At 55.8% G+C, this 21,172-nt stretch carries 20 protein-coding genes; 2 read left to right on the top strand and 18 right to left on the bottom strand.

Going from position 1 to position 21,172, the window contains the following annotated elements:
• Positions 1 to 89: 89 nt before the first annotated feature.
• The 3 genes from K5845_RS03690 to tesB form a co-directional block, all read right to left on the bottom strand.
• Positions 90 to 1,451, bottom strand: a complete 1,362-nt coding sequence (locus tag K5845_RS03690) for an ammonium transporter AmtB (protein WP_046477089.1) — start codon at positions 1,449 to 1,451, stop codon at positions 90 to 92.
• A 19-nt stretch (positions 1,452 to 1,470) separates the two neighbouring features.
• Positions 1,471 to 1,809, bottom strand: a complete 339-nt coding sequence (locus tag K5845_RS03685) for a P-II family nitrogen regulator (RefSeq protein ID WP_046477090.1) — start codon at positions 1,807 to 1,809, stop codon at positions 1,471 to 1,473.
• Between the two features lie 269 nt (positions 1,810 to 2,078).
• On the bottom strand, positions 2,079 to 2,969 hold the full coding sequence (gene tesB, locus K5845_RS03680; protein WP_287958425.1) for an acyl-CoA thioesterase II: 891 nt from the start codon (positions 2,967 to 2,969) through the stop codon (positions 2,079 to 2,081).
• Positions 2,970 to 3,102: 133 nt separating this feature from the next.
• Here tesB and K5845_RS03675 point away from each other — a divergent pair, with 133 nt between their 5' ends.
• The gene (locus tag K5845_RS03675; RefSeq protein WP_287958404.1) at positions 3,103 to 4,341 is read left to right on the top strand and encodes an FAD-dependent monooxygenase; all 1,239 of its coding nucleotides are present in this window, start codon (positions 3,103 to 3,105) and stop codon (positions 4,339 to 4,341) included.
• A 26-nt stretch (positions 4,342 to 4,367) separates the two neighbouring features.
• Here K5845_RS03675 and rimM read toward each other — a convergent pair whose 3' ends face one another.
• The 12 genes from rimM to mnmE form a co-directional block, all read right to left on the bottom strand.
• Positions 4,368 to 4,916 (bottom strand): ribosome maturation factor RimM, encoded by a 549-nt coding sequence (gene rimM / locus K5845_RS03670; RefSeq protein ID WP_287958403.1) that lies wholly within the window; start codon positions 4,914 to 4,916, stop codon positions 4,368 to 4,370.
• A gap of 40 nt (positions 4,917 to 4,956) precedes the next feature.
• Positions 4,957 to 5,532, bottom strand: a complete 576-nt coding sequence (locus K5845_RS03665) for a helix-turn-helix domain-containing protein (protein ID WP_046477098.1) — start codon at positions 5,530 to 5,532, stop codon at positions 4,957 to 4,959.
• Between the two features lie 1,300 nt (positions 5,533 to 6,832).
• A complete protein-coding gene (gene coaA, locus K5845_RS03660) occupies positions 6,833 to 7,783 on the bottom strand; it encodes a type I pantothenate kinase (protein ID WP_046477112.1) in 951 nt (316 codons plus the stop codon).
• 35 nt (positions 7,784 to 7,818) lie between these two features.
• Positions 7,819 to 8,142: a phosphoribosyl-ATP diphosphatase gene (locus K5845_RS03655; protein ID WP_046477115.1), complete on the bottom strand. Its 324-nt coding sequence runs from the start codon at positions 8,140 to 8,142 to the stop codon at positions 7,819 to 7,821.
• Positions 8,143 to 8,302: 160 nt separating this feature from the next.
• Positions 8,303 to 9,217: a ParB/RepB/Spo0J family partition protein gene (locus K5845_RS03650; protein WP_046477118.1), complete on the bottom strand. Its 915-nt coding sequence runs from the start codon at positions 9,215 to 9,217 to the stop codon at positions 8,303 to 8,305.
• Positions 9,218 to 9,259: 42 nt separating this feature from the next.
• On the bottom strand, positions 9,260 to 10,093 hold the full coding sequence (locus K5845_RS03645; protein WP_046477121.1) for a ParA family protein: 834 nt from the start codon (positions 10,091 to 10,093) through the stop codon (positions 9,260 to 9,262).
• Positions 10,094 to 10,098: 5 nt separating this feature from the next.
• Positions 10,099 to 10,782, bottom strand: a complete 684-nt coding sequence (rsmG, locus tag K5845_RS03640) for a 16S rRNA (guanine(527)-N(7))-methyltransferase RsmG (protein WP_287958402.1) — start codon at positions 10,780 to 10,782, stop codon at positions 10,099 to 10,101.
• Positions 10,779 to 12,650 (bottom strand): tRNA uridine-5-carboxymethylaminomethyl(34) synthesis enzyme MnmG, encoded by a 1,872-nt coding sequence (mnmG, locus tag K5845_RS03635; protein ID WP_046477123.1) that lies wholly within the window; start codon positions 12,648 to 12,650, stop codon positions 10,779 to 10,781. Before mnmG ends, rsmG begins: the two co-directional genes overlap by 4 nt.
• A gap of 304 nt (positions 12,651 to 12,954) precedes the next feature.
• Positions 12,955 to 13,209: a GrpB family protein gene (locus tag K5845_RS03630; protein ID WP_280140611.1), complete on the bottom strand. Its 255-nt coding sequence runs from the start codon at positions 13,207 to 13,209 to the stop codon at positions 12,955 to 12,957.
• Between the two features lie 47 nt (positions 13,210 to 13,256).
• On the bottom strand, positions 13,257 to 13,493 hold the full coding sequence (locus K5845_RS03625) for a GrpB family protein (protein ID WP_287958401.1): 237 nt from the start codon (positions 13,491 to 13,493) through the stop codon (positions 13,257 to 13,259).
• Positions 13,494 to 13,570: 77 nt separating this feature from the next.
• Complete coding sequence (gene bluB / locus K5845_RS03620; RefSeq protein WP_046477125.1) at positions 13,571 to 14,299, bottom strand: 5,6-dimethylbenzimidazole synthase; 729 nt, start codon at positions 14,297 to 14,299, stop codon at positions 13,571 to 13,573.
• Positions 14,300 to 14,481: 182 nt separating this feature from the next.
• Positions 14,482 to 15,837: a tRNA uridine-5-carboxymethylaminomethyl(34) synthesis GTPase MnmE gene (gene mnmE, locus K5845_RS03615; protein WP_046477127.1), complete on the bottom strand. Its 1,356-nt coding sequence runs from the start codon at positions 15,835 to 15,837 to the stop codon at positions 14,482 to 14,484.
• A 69-nt stretch (positions 15,838 to 15,906) separates the two neighbouring features.
• Between mnmE and K5845_RS03610 the strand changes: the two genes are divergently transcribed.
• Positions 15,907 to 17,934, top strand: a complete 2,028-nt coding sequence (locus K5845_RS03610; protein ID WP_287958400.1) for a thioredoxin domain-containing protein — start codon at positions 15,907 to 15,909, stop codon at positions 17,932 to 17,934.
• A gap of 123 nt (positions 17,935 to 18,057) precedes the next feature.
• On the opposite strand, the gene rho is transcribed toward K5845_RS03610, so the two are convergent.
• The 3 genes from rho to hemE all read right to left on the bottom strand — a co-directional run bounded on the left by rho (position 18,058) and on the right by hemE (position 21,171).
• Complete coding sequence (gene rho / locus K5845_RS03605) at positions 18,058 to 19,323, bottom strand: transcription termination factor Rho (RefSeq protein WP_046477132.1); 1,266 nt, start codon at positions 19,321 to 19,323, stop codon at positions 18,058 to 18,060.
• 250 nt (positions 19,324 to 19,573) lie between these two features.
• Positions 19,574 to 20,110, bottom strand: coding sequence for a protoporphyrinogen oxidase HemJ (hemJ, locus tag K5845_RS03600; RefSeq protein WP_287958399.1), 537 nt, complete (start codon positions 20,108 to 20,110; stop codon positions 19,574 to 19,576).
• Positions 20,110 to 21,171, bottom strand: coding sequence for a uroporphyrinogen decarboxylase (gene hemE / locus K5845_RS03595; protein ID WP_287958398.1), 1,062 nt, complete (start codon positions 21,169 to 21,171; stop codon positions 20,110 to 20,112). Before hemE ends, hemJ begins: the two co-directional genes overlap by 1 nt.
• Position 21,172 lies beyond the last annotated feature (1 nt).

Genomic DNA, 21,172 nt, shown 5'->3' with positions numbered 1-21,172 from the left:
TATAAAAAAATGACCCGGCATCGTCATGCCGGGTCAAGGCTAGAGCAGGATCGGGGAGGTCCCTGCCCATCAGTCTAGTGAAAGAGCACTTAGAGTCGTTGGCTGCCGACCCCAAACTCAGGGTACGCTTCCAGACCAATTTCCGCCTTGTCGAGCCCTTGCATCTCTTCCTCGAGCGATGCGCGGATGCCAATCGTGAATTTCAGGATTACCCAAATCACGAAGGACGCCAGGAAGACGAAGGCACCGATAGCAGCGACGCCGAGACCCTGAACGGCGAGGTTTGCTTCAGCGTTGGTCCAAGCGACGATCAGCGTACCCCAGATACCTGCGCAGAGGTGAACAGGGATCGCACCAACAACGTCATCGATGCGCAATTTGTCGAGCAGCGGAACCGTAAGAACGACAATCACACCGCCGACGGCGCCGATAACAACCGCCTGCCAGATAGCAGGAGCCAGTGGCTCAGCGGTGATGGACACCAAGCCAGCCAGGGCACCGTTCAGGCCCATGGTCAGATCGACTTTGCCGTAGATGATCTGCGTCATGAGAAGAGCAACCATGACACCCGCAGCCGCAGCCATGTTGGTGTTCACAAAGATGCGCGAAACGGCCGAAGCATTCTCAAGCGAACCAAGAGCAAGCTGAGAACCGCCGTTAAAGCCGAACCAGCCAAGCCACAGGATCAACGTACCAAGCGTCGCCAATGGCATGGAGGAACCAGGCATTGGGTTGACCTGACCGTCAGGTCCGTACTTGCCGTGCCGTGCGCCGAGCAGAAGAGCACCGGCCAGAGCGGCCCAGCCACCGGTAGAGTGAACAAGCGTCGAGCCTGCGAAGTCAGAAAAGCCCATGTCATCGAGCCAGCCTGCACCCCACTCCCAGGAACCCTGAATTGGGTAGATGAATCCCGTCAGGACCACGATGAAGATAAGAAACGGCCAAAGCTTGATGCGTTCTGCCAGCGTACCAGACACGATCGATGCCGTGGTGGCGCAGAACACCATCTGGAAGAACCAGTCGGATCCGGTGGCATAAGCGTTGGCGGTATCCGCGGCCGGATCAGGCAAGGAAACCGGCGCAATCGCACCAATGTAATTTGCAATGATCCATGACTCGCCAGGATACATCAGGTTGTAGCCGACGAGCCAAAACATGATACCGCCGATCGAGTACAGCGCGATGTTCTTGGTGCACTGCATAGCGACGTTCTTGGAACGGACAAGACCGGCTTCGAGCATTGCGAAACCAGCCGCCATGAACATCACGAGGAAACCGGCCATAAGGAAGAGCAGCGTGTTGAAGACGTAGTCAACGTTTGCCGCCGTAGCAGCAGTCTTAGGATCAGCGGCCGCAGCTGCGGCCTCTTGAGCCACACTTGGTTCGATCATCAGGCCCAGCAATCCGGCTCCGAGCAGTCCGGCTCCGAGCTTAGATTTAAAGAAGTTCATTCAGATTCCCTCCTGCTACTCAAAGCGCCGTCACATCGATCTCGCCAGTACGAACGCGAACGGTGTGATCGATGGGTGAAATGAAGATTTTGCCGTCGCCGATCTGACCGGTCTTGGCTGCGGTCTGCACAGCCTCAACCGCCTTCTCAACTTGGTCGGATGGGATAACGATTTCGATTTTGATTTTGGGAAGGAAACTCACAGCGTACTCAGCGCCGCGGTAGATCTCTGTATGACCCTTTTGTCGACCGTAACCCTTGACCTCGGTTACCGTCATTCCCTGAAGTCCAAGGTCGGTGAGCGCGGTACGCACCTCTTCCAGCTTGAACGGTTTTATTATCGCAGTCAGTAATTTCATGCTCGACCCCGTTTAACGGTTCTGAACCAGCAATATGAAATTGCGGTACGACGGTCGCACCCGCCGCGGACGACCGAAAGCCCAAGGGCCCTCAGCTACCGGATCGTTAAGACTCAAGAGCTGTGCCAGATTCGAAATTTCGATCTAAAGCGATGAAATCGTGTGATAATATTTGAGGCGCGCCCCGGGTGATGACGGATTGGCCACCACCATTATGATTAAATTTTACGCAAATGACCTAGATTGCATAAAATTTATGCACCACTTGATCACCGGATCGAGAAATTAGTTGATCGCCGGCGCATCAGACCTTCCTGCGCACTCGATGCAACTAAGACGCCTTCACGCGTGAACACCTGCCCTCTGCAGAAACCGCGAGCACCTGAAGCATTCGGGCTATCCTGCACATACAGAAGCCATTCGTCTGCGCGAAGCGGTCTATGAAACCAAAGCGCGTGATCCAGACTCGCTAACTGGACATCTGTATCAAACAAGGTTTTGCCATGCGCGATCAAAGCCGTATCGAGCAGGGTAAAATCAGATGCGTAAGCGAGCACCACCTGATGGGCCGCCGGATCTTCCGGCAGCGCCTCTGTCGACTTAATCCAAATCGACTGTTGCGGCGGCCGGGCGGTCTGATCGAGATAGCGGGAAATATCGACCGGACGCATGTCAAATGGCTGCGGCCGACTCCAATAATCTCGCATGGAATCAGGAATTTCGTTGATTCTGTCTGCGACTAACTCACTGGCGCTCAACAGCCTTTCGGGGCCAGGCACATCCGGCATTTCGGCGGCATGTTCAAAACCGTCCTCCGCCTTGTGGAAGGAAGCGCTCATTATGAAGATAACGGCGCCATGCTGTATGGCTTTGACTCTGCGTGTCGAGAAACTCCCACCTTCACGCAGCCGCTCGACATCATAGATGATGGGATGTTGCGGATCACCAGCCAGAAGAAAATAGCTATGTAATGAATGTACCTGCCGGGCAGGCTCAACTGTCCGGATAGCTGCGGTTAGCGCTTGCGCGAGCACTTGGCCGCCATAAACCCGTTGCCATCCCTCCCATAGACTCACGCCCCGGAAGAGATTGTCTTCAAGCCGCTCAAGATCGAGAATGGAAAGCAGCTCAGTCGTAATCGACCCTACGTCTTTGCTCATTGCGTCGGAATGGCTTACCCAAGGGGCAGAAGAGAGACAATATTCAGGTACCACAACCCTTTCGCACACGCCGGAACACGGGGCAAGCACGCCCTCACCAGAGACATCTAACACTGCGAACCTACGAGTCCCTATGACCCAACGCTACGACATCGTCATTTCCGGTGCCAACTACACCGCGCTGAGCCTTGCCTGCGCTCTCTCCCAAGCGCTGCGTGGGGACCTCTCTATCGCCATTCTCGATCGCAACCCGGGATCCGAAGATCCTGCGCGCCCCAACACGAGTCCACGCGCGTTTGCGTTGTCATCCGCTTCGAAACGCATGCTGGAGACACTCGGCATTTGGAGCAGCATCGCCGACAACGCACAGCCCGTCAGCGAAATTGAAATCACGGATTCAAGCCTCGAAGCCGGCATTCGCCCCGTCCTACTCACATATGACAACCACCTCGATGACGGTGAACCTGCCTCGTTCATTGTGCCCGACGCGTTAATCGCAGCATCGCTGCGCCAAGCGACAAAGGAAGCCAGGAACGTCGACTGGATATCTGGAGCTGAAGCAGCGTCGTTCGATGAAATTCCGGGCGGCCTCACTGTGACGCTCGCAGATGGCCGCACCTTTAACTGCAGCCTCCTGGTGGCAGCGGACGGACGGCGCTCGAAAATCCGCGACTTAGCGGGCATCGGGCTGATCTCGTGGGATTATAAACAGTCCGGTATCTGCACGACCGTCGCCCATGAAGACCCGCACAATGGCCGCGCCGTCCAACATTTCCTGCCGTCGGGGCCCTTCGCAATTCTCCCATTACCCGGCAATCGCAGCTGCGTGACCTGGACTGAGGAACGCCAGGAAGCCGATCGCCTCATGGGCATGGACGACACGTCTTTCTTGGATGAGCTTACCCGGCGTTTTGGTCACAAGCTCGGTGAACTCTCTTTAGTCGGAACCCGGGCTTCATGGCCGCTTTCGATGCATTTAGCCCGAGGTTTTATCGCACCTCGACTGGCGCTTGTCGGCGACACGGCGCGAGGTGTTCACCCGATTGCCGGACAAGGTTTAAATCTTGGACTTCGCGACGTGGCCGCTTTGGCTGAAACAATAACGGAAAGCGTCCGCGTAGGTCTCGACGCGGGTGACCAACAAGCGCTCGAGCGCTACGAACGCTGGCGTCGGTTTGATTCAACGCTCTCCACCGCAGCATTTGACGGCCTTAACCGCCTCTTCTCAAACGATACAACGCTGCTGCGATCTTTGCGTGAAGCCGGCCTCGGCCTCGTCGACCGTTTGCCTATTGCAAAAGCCGCCTTCGTCAAAGAAGCCGCCGGACTGACCGGCAATCCACCTCGACTCTTACAGGGCCAACCCCTTTAAGGTCACACGGGGCCGGAAATACGCACCTATTCGTTTTCGTCCGAATCCTTCGCCTCATTGGCGATCTCGAACTCCAACGGCCACGCGACGATAACTTTTCCGGCCGAAATATCGACTTCGGGTACAAAAGCCTCGCTGAAAGGGACGAGCTCCGTCCGACGCACGCCATTCAGCCGAATCTCCAGAAGATCGCCGGCTCCATAGTTTTCGACACCGACGACCTCGCCAAACTGAGCACCGTCGCGGTCGAACGCCTTCAGTCCCGCGAGATCCTCATAATAAAACTCGCCTGGCTCAGCATCGGGTAATTGCCCGCGATCAATCCACAGCTCGGCGCCTTTGAGGGCATCGGCGGCCGTCCGATCGCTCACGCCTGTCACACGCGCGATAACTCCTTTCGGCGTCACCCGCTGCACCTTGAGGCGTAATGCACGACCACCGTCGCAATCTGTGAGTTCGCCATAGTCCCCGATGGCTTCCGGCAGCTCCGTAAAAGAGTGAACCAGTACGTCACCGCGAATTCCATGTGCTCCGCGTATTCGCCCGAGCAACACTCGGCCAGCACTTTTCGTCATATCTCAATCTGCATTCTGAACCTTGTTCTGCCCCCGCACGCTAATTGGGCAGAGGCCCCAGGTACGTCAATTGCAATTCGACTTGTTCGCCCCTGACATCCACGATGGCATGTGAGGCTGGGGCCGCGCGATCAAACGCCCCGACAATATCGACCACGGCACCTCCTGGACCAGCACCGCCTCCCGTAAACAAAACTCCGTTGGGCGGCACCTGTAACCGAACGTGCATTTTATTCCGCTGCGTAGCCGCATCATATTCGTACGAGCCCGTAAATAATCCCCCTTGCCGGTCGGACCCTAGAATTTTCCCGTTCCTTAAAACAGCAAGCGCCGCGTCACTTTCCGCGATCTGGCAATCGTTTACCCGGCAGGTAAGGCTATAAATTCCTTCATCCAACATGCGCTTCCTCCCTTCCAGACGGGCAAACTCTTCCGCGAGGAGTTCCGGCGGCAATGCTAGTAGGACCCTAAGATACGCAGCCACCGGCCCTGGCAGCGAAACATCTCCCGTCGCCCACTGACTAACGGTGCGCGCGCTGACATCAATCAAACGAGCCAACTCGCTTTGGCGCAGACCAAGACGTTCCAGGATCGCCTTCAGGCCAGACTCAGACATACGACCACCGATAGATTAAATATCAATTATAGAGAAAACCTCTAATAAGATTGTGGCTCCAGGCCCTCGCAATTCGGGTCATAGCGAGATCGTTTCGGGCGAATAACGAACACCGACAACGAACTGCACAATATATCGGCAAAAATAAAACGTATAAGGATAAATGGACCTAGCTTGGCGTGCTCGCTATGTGTCTTCCGTCCCCCGGGCGGGATCTGCTCAACAATCACGAACCGAAGTTGCATATAGATTTTCGCCAGAGTTTCAGAGGCCTATCAATTTCGGATGCTATTTGGTCACAATTGTAGATGCGTTAAATGCGTTTTTTCTATTTAACGATTTATTTTCCTTGGTCCGAATTAGATTTTACGTGACGATCCGATAAACCGAATCGAAACACTGCACTCAAAAAGGTCTATCTATGTCCACGACAAAGACCCGACGCGGTCGACCGAAGGGGACTGGTATCGACGATCGCGTGCCTCTAATCCAGATCGCCGCACTAATTGCTGCGGATCCTGAACTGAAACCGACAACTGCAATTCGCCGAATTGGGGTTACGGAGCCATCCGTAATTCGGCGTCTTCGCGATAAGTTTAAAGTGTTTCTGGCTCAACAGAACGCTGAGTTAAATATCGCGAATAGCCAAACGGCGGCCGCACCTGCAGTAGCGGAAAGAACCGACGCACGATTGGCACACGATAAGCCCACACAGAAACAGGATAGTGAAAAGCAGTCGCTTTCAGCGACCGGCTCTAAAAAAAAGCCAGCTCTCCGGAAATCCATTCGATTCACATCGAAAACAAAACCACAAATGGGATTGGAAATCAGAGCCTGACACAGAACGTAGATTTCTGGGTTCCGGTGAAATCTACATCCCCATTCAATGGGTTTGCTGGTTATCTTCAGATGCTATCAAAAACCTTGGCGGCCCAAGCCGCTGTCACAACTTTCATCCTGCATAGCCCGTATGCACGTGCCGCGTTGCGCTATCAGGCAGCATATATGGAAGCACTAGCGAATACTCTTGCACCCCTTGTTGAAGGACAGTCCCTACGGCAACGGAATGCGCTTATTTCCGGCTGAGCATTTAATTACGGACATACTCTCATGCTCATCCAAGTCAGACCGCCGCGATGCGTTTCAGTTCACAGGCGTACGACGGTCTTTGATGGTGGAGGCGAAAGCTAAGCCATCTGTAACCAGTATCGAATAATCATCGCTGTGATGATATTCGATCCTCAGTCCCTTCTCTCGAAACTTAGGCCGTCCCCCAAGGCGGCCTATTTTCTTTTATGGGTCAGAGCTTCCTGAGAGCCACCGTTTCAATCCGATGGTCTGCAGCCTTTCGCAAAATTAATCGCGCCCGCGGGCGCGTTGGCAAAATGTTCTCTTCCAGGTTTTTCAGGTTGATGTTTCGCCAGATCATGAGGGCCCGTTCTTTAGCCTCTTCCTGACTCAACTGCGCGTAACGGTGAAAATAAGCACCAGGATCGCGAAACGCGGTCGCACGAAGCCGCATAAAACGTTTCACATACCAATGCTGAATCACATCAACGTCAGCATCGAGATAAATCGAGAAGTCAAAGAAGTCCGAAACGAACGGAATTGCAGATCCGTTCTTAGGCAACACAGCGGGCTGCAGAACATTCAATCCTTCAACGATCAGGATATCCGGGCGATCGACGATGATGTTCTGCCCGGGCAAAATATCATAGTGAAAGTGCGAATAAACCGGCGCCTCCACATGGGCCACGCCAGACTTCACTTCAGCCAAAAAGTTAAGGAGCAGCGGCAGATCGAAGCTTTCTGGAAAACCCTTTCGGTCCATCAGACCTAGCCGCTCCAGCTCGGCATTGGTTTTCAGAAAGCCGTCCGTCGTGACAAGATCGACGCGCGGATGGTGAGGCCAGCGCGCAAGCAACGCCTTCAACACACGCGCCGTAGTGCTTTTGCCGATAGCAACAGAACCGCCGACCCCGATAATAAAGGGAACCCGTGAGGCCTGCCGGCCCAAGAACGTGGTCGTGACGGAATCCAGTTCCTGCTGGGCGGCGACATACAGATTCAGCAGGCGCGACAACGGAAGATAAATCTCTTCCACCTCGTCCATCGACAGTTCTTCGATGAGACCCGAAAGCTGCGTAACCTCATGCGGCGCCAACGTCATCGGCGTATCCGCGCGCAGTCTTGCCCAATCATCCCTGGTAAAAGTCAGGTAAGGCGAAAACTGCACATCTGTATACGGCATCGGCTTGCTACTCGGAGACGTTTGGCGGCCTGAAATCAATTGCCTTTACGGCGCGCCTTTTCTTCGACGCCAGACATTCCCATACGGCCCTCAAGGACCGCCAAGACGTCCGCAATCGCCACCGATCGGCTCTCGAGGAGCACCAGGAGATGATAGATTACGTCTGCTGCTTCGGATCTTAGCGCGGCATCACTTTCGCCCAAGGCCGCGATCACCGTTTCAACCGCTTCCTCGCCGAATTTCTTAGCACAGCGCGGCGACCCCTCGTCCAGCAACTGCCGAGTATATGATTTATCCGCGCTTGCCGTCCGCCGTTGTCGAATCGTAGCGGCAAGCCGCAACAGAACATCGTCATTCATTGCCAATTCCGGTTTCACTCAGCTTGGACCAGCTGACAGAGCCACGTTTAAGCTGTCGACGCCGACTGCATCGAACAGCCGCCATCAGGCCCTTCTGAACCCTGTCGGCAGTTGCAACGAAGACGTTTAATCTTGTTATGGCGTGCTGCCAAGACCAGCTTTAGCCGTTCATACTCGCAAGTCGCATACGGATATACTCGAGTTGATCAAAATTTCCGTACTTGATCACAAGGTTACCGCTCTCACCGGACCCGCGCTTGATTTCCACCTTAAGACCTAATGAGTCCGTAAGTTCCTTCTCAAAAGCACGCGTATCCGGATCCTTTTCGCGGACCTTTCGCTGTGAAGACTGCTGTGCGTTGTCAGGAGTGCCCTGCACAAGCGCTTCGACGGCGCGGACGTTCAAATCATCCGCGATGATCCGCTCCGCAAGACGCTCCGCATCGTTCCGTCCGATGAGCGCACGGGCATGGCCAGCTGTAAGCTTTCCGAGTTGCACCAGCGCCTGAACGCTTTCCGGCAAACGAAGCAACCGCAAGGTATTTGCAACATGACTGCGGCTCTTGCCGATGATGTCTGAGAGTTGCTCCTGCGAGTAATTGTACCGCTCCGTCAGCTCCCGATAGCCCATCGCTTCTTCGATCGCATTGAGATCCGCGCGCTGTACGTTCTCAATAAGCGCGAGCTCCAGGACTTCTTTATCGCTCAGCTCCCGAATGATGACCGGCACACGATGCAGACCGGCCAGCTGTGACGCGCGCCAGCGGCGCTCGCCTGCCACGATCTCATAACGGCCCGGAGCCATAGGATCAGGACGCACCAGGATCGGCTGCACGAGACCCTTTGCCCGGATAGAGTTCGCAAGTTCGGCGAGCTCTTCTTCACGGAATTCACGCCGAGGATTGAGTTTCCCGGCCCGAATTTGGTCAAGGCCCAGCGTCCGTTGCTCACCCTCGGCAGGGGCCTTCAGCGGCGTCACCTCCGGCACAGGCGAAGGAGAAGACGCAGCGGCGGCCTCTCCGATCAGCGAAGCAAGGCCTCGGCCCAGTCTGCTTTTGTGCACGGGTGCGTTCATCGCCTTCAGTGTCCTCTCGGATCTAACAGTCAACGGCCCGCGTCATGCGGCCCGGTAGTGTCTCTCACGTTCGATGATTTCGCTTGCCAAGCGAATATACGCCTGACTGCCAGCGCAATCATAATCGTATAATATCAAAGGCTTGCCATGAGACGGTGCCTCAGCAACCCTAGTATTTCGCGGGATTAGCGTATCGTAGACTTTTGATCCGAAGAAGCCCCGCACGTTCTCCACGACCTCTTTCGACAGGGAGGTCCGGGCGTCGTGCATCGTCAGGACAACGCCCTGGATCTCCAACACCGGATTGAGTGTCGCTCGGATCTGATCAATGGTCGCTTTGAACTGAGAGATGCCTTCGAGAGCGAAGAATTCGCACTGAACGGGCACCAACACCGCATGAGCCGCTGCCATCGCGTTCAAAGTAAGAACGCTAAGAGAAGGCGGACAGTCGATAAGCACGTAAGAATAACGCTCATCTTCCGGCAGCGACGGGAAGCTTGCCAGCATCTGCGCTACAGCGTTCTTAAGCCGGAATGGCCGATCCGACTCTGAGATGAGCTCTGCCTCCAGCCCTACGAGATCGGCATTCGCCGGCACAATACGTAAACCGGGGATAGCCGTCGGCAGCGCAGCATCTGTGAGGCGCGCTTCACCAACGAGAACATTGTAAGATGTGTTGATCCTCGCCTGAACGTCGATACCTAACCCCGTCGAGGCATTCCCCTGCGAATCGAGATCGATAACGAGAACGCGTTCGCCGATTGCGGCAAGCGCTGTGGAAAGGTTGATCGCCGTGGTGGTCTTACCCACCCCACCTTTTTGGTTGGCGATAGCGAGAATCCGAGGACCCGTTCCTCCAGGGATAGCGCCAGTCACTGGATTTACCCTTTCGATTTGGCCTTCAAATGTTCGATCACAGCAATGCGCCCCTCTGGATCCGTGAGGCTTTGCTCCAGCCGAACGTCGAACTGCCAGTCCTTGCGAGCCGCCTCGATCTCTCGCTCCACGTCGCGGCCTTTCGGGAACAGCCCAATCGTGCCGTCGTTGAAAAAGCGGTACGCCAATCCGAGCAATCGCTCGAGTGGCGCCAACGCGCGAGCCGTAACGACTTCAACTGGCTCGAAATTAGCCTGAGTCGATGATAACTCGATTCGCCTGGGAACGATGTCCACAGCTACAGAGGTCCTCCGGGCGATTTCCCCAAGGAAAGCGGCCTTGCGGGCATCACTTTCTATGAGTCGCACAATAGAACCCGCCTCTGCTCCTCGTTTACCGTGGATCAGGATGGCAATAACCAACCCCGGGAAACCTGCACCCGACCCCAAATCAACCCACGACGTGACATTCTCAGGAGCCAGCTTCAGCAATTGCGCAGAATCCGCAAAATGGCGCTGCCAAACTGAATCCAGAGTACTCGGCGCGACGAGGTTGATCGTTTTTTGCCAATGTTGAAGCGTATTGGCGTATGAATCAAGTAACTCTAGTGTTTCACGTGAAATATCAAAGTATTCTATAAATTCTTCTGGACCAGAGATGTTTATTGAACTCATATCATTCGGCGTCATGCCGACTTCCGTGATGAATATTTTTTAAGATTAGCTGCTAACAACATCAAAGCAGCTGGAGTCATACCGTCTATCCGTCCTGCTTGAGCAAGATTCAGCGGCTTATACTTGATCAGTTTCTGTCGGGCTTCATTAGAGAGCCCTGGGACGGCGTCATAATCAAACCCGTCTGGAATACGAACCGCCTCATCCCGCCGGAGACTGGCAACATCCTCCTCCTGACGCTGCACATAGGTGTGATACTTGGCGTCCACAGCCAACTGTCCGGCAATCGCAGCATCCAAGCTGGCAATCTCGGACCAGATCGCACCTAACCGCGCGACGTCAATTCCCGGCATCGATAACAGCTCGAACGCTGAGCGCCGGCGGCCATCCTGATTGATTTCCAACCCATGATGCTTCGCTGCGCTGGGCGTCAACGACAAACGCTCCAAGAGCGCACGCCCATCAGAAAGGGCTTCCACCTTGTCTAGGAACACCGCCGCACGTGACGCGGAAACGCATCCTACAGCAACACCTAACGGAGTCAGACGCTGGTCAGCGTTATCAGCCCTGAGCTTTAAGCGGAATTCCGCACGTGACGTGAACATCCGATAGGGTTCGCTCACACCGCGTGTCACCAAATCATCAATCATCACACCCAGGTAGCCATCCGCCCGTGAGACAGTAATCCCATCGCCACCGCCAGCCCTTCGCGCAGCATTGATGCCCGCGATAAGTCCCTGCGCCCCAGCCTCTTCGTAGCCCGTGGTCCCGTTGATTTGCCCTGCCAGGAACAATCCCGGCAGCAGCTTCACTTCAAGGGTCGCCTGCAAACTACGAGGGTCAACGTAGTCATACTCAATCGCGTATCCCGGCCGTTTGATCTGGACCTTCTCCAATCCCGGCATGGTCTTCAGGAAGGCGTCCTGCACCTCAACCGGCAGAGACGTCGAAACTCCATTGGGATAAACCGTATCGTCGTCGAGACCCTCTGGCTCCAGAAACACCTGGTGGGTCGAGCGATCGGCAAACCGAACGACTTTGTCTTCGATGGACGGGCAATAACGCGGCCCGACACTCTTGATATCGCCGGAATACATCGGCGCGCGCGATAGGTTCGCCCGGATAATCTCATGTGTTTTGGCTGTGGTGTACGTAATCCCGCAGCGGATTTGCGGTGTGGTGATCTCATGTGTCAGGAACGAGAACGGTACGGGCGGATCATCCGCCGCCTGCATCTCGAGCCCGCTCCAATCGATCGAAGAGGACGCCAAACGCGCCGGCGTTCCTGTCTTTAGCCGCCCAAGTTGCAACCCAAGCCCGTAAAGGCGCTCCGAAAGCTTGAGTGCGGGCGCATCCCCGACGCGGCCTGCCGGAATCTTAGTAGCCCCCATGTGAATGAGCCCATTGAGGAACGTGCCCGTCGTCAACACCACTGCTCCGCAGCGCAGCGTCTCGCCCGTGCCCAACACGACACCAGCCACCGCGCCGTTCTCGACCAGCAGGTCCTCAACGCCACCTTCAACAACCGATAGGTTCTCTGTTTCGTCGATCGCAAACTGCATAGCCCGGCGATAAAGCGCCCGATCCGACTGGGTCCGCGGTCCCTGAACAGCGGGTCCTTTTGAGCGGTTGAGCAAGCGGAACTGAATACCGGAAGCATCCGCCACGCGACCCATCAAACCATCAAGCGCATCGATTTCCCGTACCAGATGACCCTTGCCGAGGCCACCAATCGCAGGATTGCAGGACATCTCGCCGATCGTCGCACGCTTATGGGTAACCAGGGCCGTCTTCGCGCCCATGCGTGCAGCCGCAGCCGCGGCTTCACAGCCGGCGTGGCCGCCGCCCACGACAATAACGTCGAAGTCTGCAACGCGTGTCATATTCAGTTTTAATCCAGCTGGTGTTGCGTCCGCAGTCTATAAGAACAGCGAGGCGGCACGTCAAAATTTTACGTATATTCGGGTCTGCCTAAGTATGGATTCACGTGAAACATTGGCCAATACATGACCCGATACAAGACTTACATGATTCACGTGAAACAGTTTGAGTGGCGCGCAAGACTAGACACTCAGAGCACTTAAGCCTGCCGAACGTTGACCCATTCACAATTCCGAAGCTCGACCGTATGGCTTGCAGGTCGAGAAGCAGAACGCTCTCACTGATAAATCCGTGAGAGCGTCAAGATCAGGGCCGGGTGTTCACGTCCAGTCGAACATGCGCAAGAGCCTCAGCCTCGACCCTGCGCACCCACCCGGCCTTACAGTCCCCATATGCGTGAGAGTCATTTGGATTGAGCGCTTGGCAACGCAACTTCTCCTGATTATACGCACGCGCAATTTCAGGATGCTCTAGAAGATAATCTCGAAAAGCTAGATGCCGCGGGATCTCCGCAGATCCCTGACCATAGCAATGGAGCTGCACAAGCCGTCGCCCGGTCACTAGGTCGGATTTGGTACAGTAACGCCGGCCGAGAAGACCGAGCTCCCCTAGCCTAACGCTTCAATTTCTCGCTGGCGATCATCCAACTCTCTCAAGCTTGTCACGACCGGCATCAGATCAAGAACGTGTTTGGCATGAATCCCGGGGATAGCAGTCGAACCGATATGGTGGACGATCTGAACGCAGTGACCCGCAGCGGCCGTAAAGGTCTGAGACTCTCTATCCGCATCCCGCGCCCACCGAGGATCGTGGGATATCAACTCGACCTTGAACGGCGGTGGCATTGATTATCTTTCTTGGACGCAACCATCGAACAACCGACGGCTTCCAGCGACGAGTTTGAAGCAGCTATCCGTTTCTCTCACTCAGCTTGATCATCGGACTTAGCGCATGAAGAAGCACCCCATCTGTCTTCATAGACAAGACTATCGAGATCCATACGGTTCTGCCATCCGCGAACCTGGAGTTCCGGCTCGGAAAAGAGACCCTCAACTTTCCCGACGCACAGATAAGCCACGATACGGATGTTCTGCGGGATATTCAGAACCGCTTTGACCTCATCCTCTTTCAGGATGCTCACCCAGCCGACACCGATCCCCTCTGCACGCGCCGCCAACCATAGGTTCTGGACCGCACACACCGTACTGAACAGATCCATGTCTGACATATGCGTCGTGCCCAGTACGACAGGCCCGCCACGCTGCCGGTCGCACGTCACGCAGATGTTGAGCGGCGCGGTCCGGATGCCTTCGAGCTTCAACGACCGATAATGCTTCTGCCGCTCGGATGGAAACATGGCAGCGGCTTCTTCATTCGCCTCAGCAAAAATGTCGCCGATACGGTCCTTCACAGCCTTGTCGCGGATCACGAGGAAGTTCCACGGCTGCATAAAGCCAACGGAAGGGGCATGGTGGGCCGCAGTCAGAATGCGCTTGAGAACATCGTCCGGCACGACATCGGGCAGGAACTCCCCCCGCACATCACGACGCGTAAAGATCGCCCGATAGACGGCATCGCGCTCTTCCACGGTAAATGGTGAGGCAGATTGGAGTTCAAAGGGAGATTCAGTCTCGTCGTCCTTGGTGGACATCAACTCTCCTCGGCAATGCCGGTTGTTCTGTTAGTGCTCCCGCACCTTACCCCCATCCATCAGACACAGCGAGAGCAGGCTTCTGTTACTGCAAATACTAACGAGATCCGTTCGATACATCGCTGCGTGAACAATTCGGATGATTCACGTGAAACAAAACCTCGCACACGCAAGTAGTCTCGTCACTTACCGATACAAAATCGCGCAAAGACCGCGTCCAAGACATCCTCAACGTCAACACGACCAGTAATACGCCCCAGCGCATTTGCAGCGAGGCGAAGTTCCTCTGCCCGGAGCTCGGCCAGGTCGTCCGCCTCATCCCGATTGAACATCTCCAAATGCCGTAAGCACGCTTCGAGATGCTGTCGGTGTCGGGCCTGCGTAACGACCGGCTCCTCTCTTGGCGCGATACGCACACGCGCAGCATCGGCAATTCTCTTAATAAGCTGATCAACGTTCCATCCCGTTTTGACCGAGATCGGGAGAGCCTCCTCTGTCCCAACCGTCCCGCCTGCACCCTCAAAGAGATCTGCCTTGTTCCAGACGATGATGGTGTCGGCCGCGCGCTGGGCCAAGATCGGTGGCCGCTCGCCGGCAGGCAAGCTTGCATCCTCGATCCAAACGATGAGATCGGCTTCTTCGGCCCGAAGCAGCGTTCTCCGGATCCCTTCGCGCTCAACGGCATGAGCGGTGTCACGAAGACCTGCTGTATCCGTGACAATGATGGGCAAGCCATCGAGATCAAGTCGGACTTCGATCACGTCACGGGTCGTTCCCGCTTCTTCGGACACAATAGCTGCATCGCGCCGTGCAAGACGGTTAAGCAGACTGGATTTCCCGACGTTTGGTGCACCGGCCAACACCACCCTAAATCCTTCTCGAAGGATCTCTCCGCGATGTCCATCATCAAGATGCTGAGCAAGGGCTGCATGCAATGTCTCGACGACGACGCCCGCCCGCACCATCGACGAGGAACTCACGTCTGCCTCATCTGAAAAGTCGATAGCAGCTTCGACGAGTGCCAAAGCCCCGATGAGATCGGCCCGCCACCCCTCGTAAAGCTCAGACAGTCCTCCGGCTGCTTGGCGGAGCGCCTGAACACGCTGCGCTTCCGTCTCAGCATCGATCAGGTCCGCGATGCCCTCTGCTTCGGTGAGGTCGATCTTTCCAGCCGCAAACGCCCGGCGCGCGAATTCTCCTGGATCAGCCAAACGGCAGCCATCGATTGTCCCGATCGCCGCAAGCATTGCCTGGACGACAGCACGGCCACCATGCACTTGAAGTTCCGCGACATCTTCACCGGTAAACGTCCCAGGCGCCGGCATCCATAAGACGAGGCCCTCATCGATCGCCTCATCGGCTCCCGGTCGAAAAAACTGTCGCAAGGCGGCGTACCGAGGCCGCGGAAGCCCTCCCGTAAGCACCTCCACAACATGACCCGCAAGTGCTCCGGATACCCGAATGACCGCGACACCGGCACGACCCGGTGCACTCGAAAGAGCGTAAATCGTTTGCCCTGAGGTTGCGTGAATGCTCATGAAGCTTGATTACTCAAAGAAACGTGCCTGACCACAACGCCATTTGCCAAAGAATTCCGAGGTCCCATCATGAGCCGCAACCGCCTGGCAGACGAAACCAGCCCATACCTCCTCCAGCACAAGGATAACCCTGTGCATTGGTGGGCGTGGGGACCTGAAGCGTTGGCGGAAGCCAAAGCAACGGGAAAACCAATCCTGCTCTCCGTCGGATATGCCGCATGTCACTGGTGCCATGTGATGGCCCACGAGAGCTTCGAAGATGACGAAACCGCTGCGGTCATGAACGAGCTGTTTGTGAATATCAAGCTCGACCGTGAGGAACGTCCCGACATCGACGCCATCTACATGTCCGCGCTCCATCATCTCGGCGAACAGGGCGGTTGGCCACTGACGATGTTCTTGGACACCAATGCACGGCCCTTCTTCGGCGGAACATACTTTCCAAAAACACGTGGCTACGGCCGACCTGCATTCGTAGACGTGCTGCACAACATCTCCCGCATCTATCACCAGGAACCGGAGAAGGTTACGCACAACGCCGACATCATAACCAACGCACTACGCGCGCCGCCAGCCCAAGGCCAGGCAATGATCGTTGGAGACCAGCTCATCAACGAACTGACATCTCGTCTTGTGGGAGCTGTTGATCCTTTGAACGGCGGTCTCACAGGTGCCCCCAAATTCCCGCAATGGAGCATCTTTTGGCTGCTCTGGCGTGGCGCAATCCGCTACGGCAACGAAACAGCCGCAAAGGCCGTCGAAAACACGCTCGTCCATATTTGCCAAGGCGGCATCTACGATCATCTCGGCGGCGGGTTCTCCCGCTACTCAGTAGACGAGCGCTGGCTCGCTCCGCATTTCGAGAAGATGCTCTACGACAATGCGTTGCTTGTAGACGAACTGACGGAGTGCTTCCGCGAAACGGGACGCCCGCTGTTTAAGCGGCGCATTGAAGAAACCATCACATGGCTCCAGCGCGAGATGATCGCGGAAGGTGGCGGTTTCGCTGCTTCTCTCGACGCCGATTCCGAAGGCGAGGAAGGCAAATTTTACGTCTGGTCTGCTGATGAGATTCAGTCCGTGCTCGGCCCCGAGGACGCCGCTGTCTTCTGCGCGACCTACGACGTTTCGTGCGACGGCAACTGGGAAGGCCACAACATCCTCAACCGTCTCAAGCGCCTCGACGATCTCAGCGACGACGAAGAGGCACGTCTTGCCGCCATGCGCGAGAAACTATTAGCGCATCGCGTCGGCCGCATCCGGCCAGGTTGGGACGACAAGGTACTTGCGGACTGGAACGGCTTAATGATCGCGGCACTCGCCCGCGCGGCGCAGGTATTCGCACGTCCCGATTGGCTCACGACCGCTGAAACAGCCTTCGAATTCATCTCGACGAAGATGGCTCCGGATGGCCGGCTGCGCCACTCTTATCGCGACGGAAAGCTTGGTGCGACGGCGACCGCAAGCGACTACGCCAACATGGTCTGGGGCGCTCTCCGTCTGTTCCAGGCCACCAATGCGCCGAAATACCTCGAGGCCGCACAAACCTGGACCGACACACTGCACCAGCACTACTGGCTGCCCGCTGAATCCCGATATGCGACCACAGCGGATGACACTGATGACGTTCTTGTACGCCTGTCCGGCGGCACCGACGACGCGATGCCGAACGCCAACGGCATTCAGGTCTCAAACCTTATGCACCTCAGCATGCTCACCGGTGATGATCGCTATCGTGAACAGGCCGCGATGATACTTGAGAGCTTCTCCACCGACATGCATCAGAACTTGGTCGGACACACCGGCCTGCTGGCTGCCGCGCTGGATGTCATCAACCCGCAGCAGGTCGTAATCGCGGCAGAGACACCGGACGGGCCAATGGCGAAAGCCCTCCACAGCGTCTCCCTTCCTGGCGCCCTTGAGCACATCATCAACGATGTGGAACCAACATCCACGTCACCATCAGTCATGGGCAAAGCCGCACGTGACAGACAGCCAACGGCCTACGCGTGCATCGGTCCTCAGTGCTCCGCACCCCTGACCGATCCGGAAGAATTTCTCGGGCTTCTGAAACAACAGCGCGCCGCCGTCGGATGACGGGGCGCGCTGGAGAGTATCGAAAGATGAAATTCTGTGGACACCGAGTCTAAACCAAGTCGTTTCACGTGAAACCGGAGTCCTTACAACTTGACTCCTGAGTCGCGTGAATCTTGGAAGACTTCAAGTGTTCATAGAATTGAAGAAGTCACCATTGGTCTTCGTCTGCTTGAGTTTATCGATAAGGAACTCGATCGCATCCATGGTACCCATGGGGTTGAGGATACGACGCAGGACGTAGACCTTTTTGAGCTGATCCTTCGCGATGAGGAGATCTTCCTTACGCGTACCGGAGCGAGCAACGTCGATCGCAGGGAAGACACGTTTGTCGGAAACCTTGCGGTCGAGAATGATTTCCGAGTTACCTGTGCCCTTGAATTCTTCGAAGATAACTTCGTCCATGCGCGAACCGGTATCGATCAGCGCTGTCGCAATAATCGTAAGCGATCCGCCCTCTTCGATATTACGGGCGGCACCGAAGAACCGCTTCGGACGTTGCAGCGCGTTAGAATCGACGCCGCCGGTCAGCACCTTGCCCGATGAAGGAACGACCGTGTTATAGGCGCGGCCCAGGCGGGTGATGGAGTCCAGAAGAATCACCACGTCCCGCTTATGCTCAACGAGACGTTTAGCCTTTTCAATAACCATTTCAGAGACTTGGACGTGCCGTGACGGCGGCTCATCGAAGGTCGAGGAAATAACCTCACCTTTCACAGAGCGCTGCATGTCCGTGACTTCTTCCGGACGCTCGTCGATCAACAAAACGATCAGATAGCATTCGGGATGATTGGTGGTGATCGAATGCGCGATGTTCTGCAGCAGAACCGTCTTACCGGTACGAGGCGGCGCTACAATAAGAGCGCGCTGGCCCTTACCGAGGGGCGAGACGATATCGATCACACGTGCCGAAAGATCCTTAATCGTCGGATCTTCGATTTCCATCTTCAACCAGGACGTTGGATAAAGAGGCGTCAGGTTATCGAAGTGGATCTTATGTTTGGTCGCTTCAGGCTCTTCAAAATTGATCTTCGCAACTTTCAGAAGAGCAAAGTAGCGCTCCCCTTCCTTCGGACTGCGGATCTGGCCTTCGACTGTATCGCCGGTTCGCAGCGCAAAGCGCCGGATCTGAGACGGAGATATATAGATGTCATCGGGACCAGGCAGATAGTTCGCGTCTGGTGAGCGGAGGAAGCCAAAGCCATCCGGAAGAACCTCCACAACCCCCGTCCCCATGATCTCGATGTCTTGGGCCGCAAGCTGCTTCAGCGTCGCGAACATCAGCTCCTGCTTGCGCATGGTGCTGGCGTTTTCAACGCCCATTTCTTCGGCGAAACTTAACAGTTCCGGTGGTGACTTGAGCTTCAGATCCTCAAGTTTCATTTGTTCCATTGGGGGAAAAGACTCCGAGACTAGCATCGGCATAACGGAGAGGTAGGAGAAGGAAATAAAGCCGAGCTATATTGGCAGGTGGGATGGGTCATTGGAGCGCGCAAACCACGTTCGCGCCGCGTGTTGATCGGGTCATGGAGAATAACGGGATCAACTCATACCCGGGCCTTGAAGGCCCTGAAAATATGGGATGCGCGTTTTTATAACAGACTTGAACGGCCCCGCATAGGGCCAAACTGCATCTCCACTCTCAAAATGGCTTGACAATAACCATGATGACAATGCCGACCATCAACAGCGCCGGCACCTCATTCATGATCCGCCAGTGGCGGGCACAACGCTCGTTACGATCTTCCGCAAACGCGCGTAAAGCCGATGACAAATAGCCGTGCACCCCTGAGAGAACAAAAACGAGCGCAAATTTGACGTGAAACCAAGGCGCCATATACCAGCCACCCTGCCACGCCAACCATAACCCAAGAATCCACGTAATAATCATCGCGGGATTAATGATCAGCGTTAGTAATCGGCGCTCCATAACCTTGAAGGTCTCGGATTGCTGTGTCCCGATCTCTGTTTCTGCATGATAAACAAAGAGACGCGGCAAATAGAGCATCCCGGCCATCCAGGAAATCACAGCCATCACGTGGACGGCCTTGACCCAATCGTAAGCTGCGTCACCAAGAAGAAGCATTGCTGCAGCCGTGGCCAGAACGGTTACGCCTAACGCAATCCCTGCTCGGATACCGGGATCCCCGTTCCCTTTTGACGCTGAATTGTCCGTCATCACGCAGCCTGTCGCACCAGTTCGACGAGACGCGCCACATGCTCCGGCGGCGTTTGCGGCACGATTCCATGCCCAAGGTTGAAGATGAACCGTTTACCCCGCATAACCGAGAGTGTCTCCGCAACGCGTGCCTCAAGCGCCGATCCGCCGGCTACCAGCAGCAACGGATCCAGATTGCCCTGTACGACCGCATTAGTTTCCGCTGCAAGTCGGGCCATATGCGCCAACGGCATCGACGTGTTGCAGCTAAGGCCGTTCACCTGGGTTTTCTCCACGAAGTTAGCGCTGGCCACATCAGCACCGCGCGGAAATCCGATGATCGGAACATCCGGGTGCAACTGACGAAGTTTGGCGACGATAGCCTGAGTCGGCACAACGACCCAACGCTGGAACTCGTCATCGGGAAGACTCCCCGCCCAACTGTCGAAAATCTGTAGAACATCTGCCCCGGATTTCACCTGGCCGGACAGATAAGTAACTGATGAATCAATGAGAATATTGATCAATTCACCGAATAACGCTGGCTGTTGATAGGCCAGTGACCGGGTCGCGGCTTGGTCAACCGAGCCTCGCCCTCCGACCATGTAGGTCGCCACCGTCCACGGCGCACCGCAAAAACCAATCAATGCCGTTTCGGAGGGCAAATCCCGACGCAACCTCTGAACGGTTTCCCAAACGATCGCGAACTTCCCAGCCGTTTTCGCAGGATCAAGCTTAGTCAGTCCAGCCGCATCTGTGATCGGATCAAGCCGCGGACCTTCGCCTTCAACAAACGAAACCTGCTGCCCGAGTGCATCGGGAACGACGAGAATGTCCGAAAACAAAATCGCTGCATCGAAACCATATCGGCGAATGGGCTGCAATGTCACTTCGCAAGCGAGCTTTGGCGAGTAACAAAGATCCAGAAAGCCTCCTGCTTGAGAACGCGTCGCCCGATATTCTGGCAAGTACCGTCCTGCCTGACGCATCAACCAGATGGGAGGGGGGGACACCGCCTCGCCAACGAACGGTTTCAAAAACCGTCGTAAACTGGCGCGAGCTGCCAGGGTTTGAACAGACATG

The organism is Filomicrobium sp., from assembly GCF_025698805.1.
In the GTDB taxonomy this organism is placed as follows: domain Bacteria; phylum Pseudomonadota; class Alphaproteobacteria; order Rhizobiales; family Hyphomicrobiaceae; genus Filomicrobium; species Filomicrobium insigne.
This window is presented reverse-complemented; position numbering and strand designations above follow the sequence as displayed.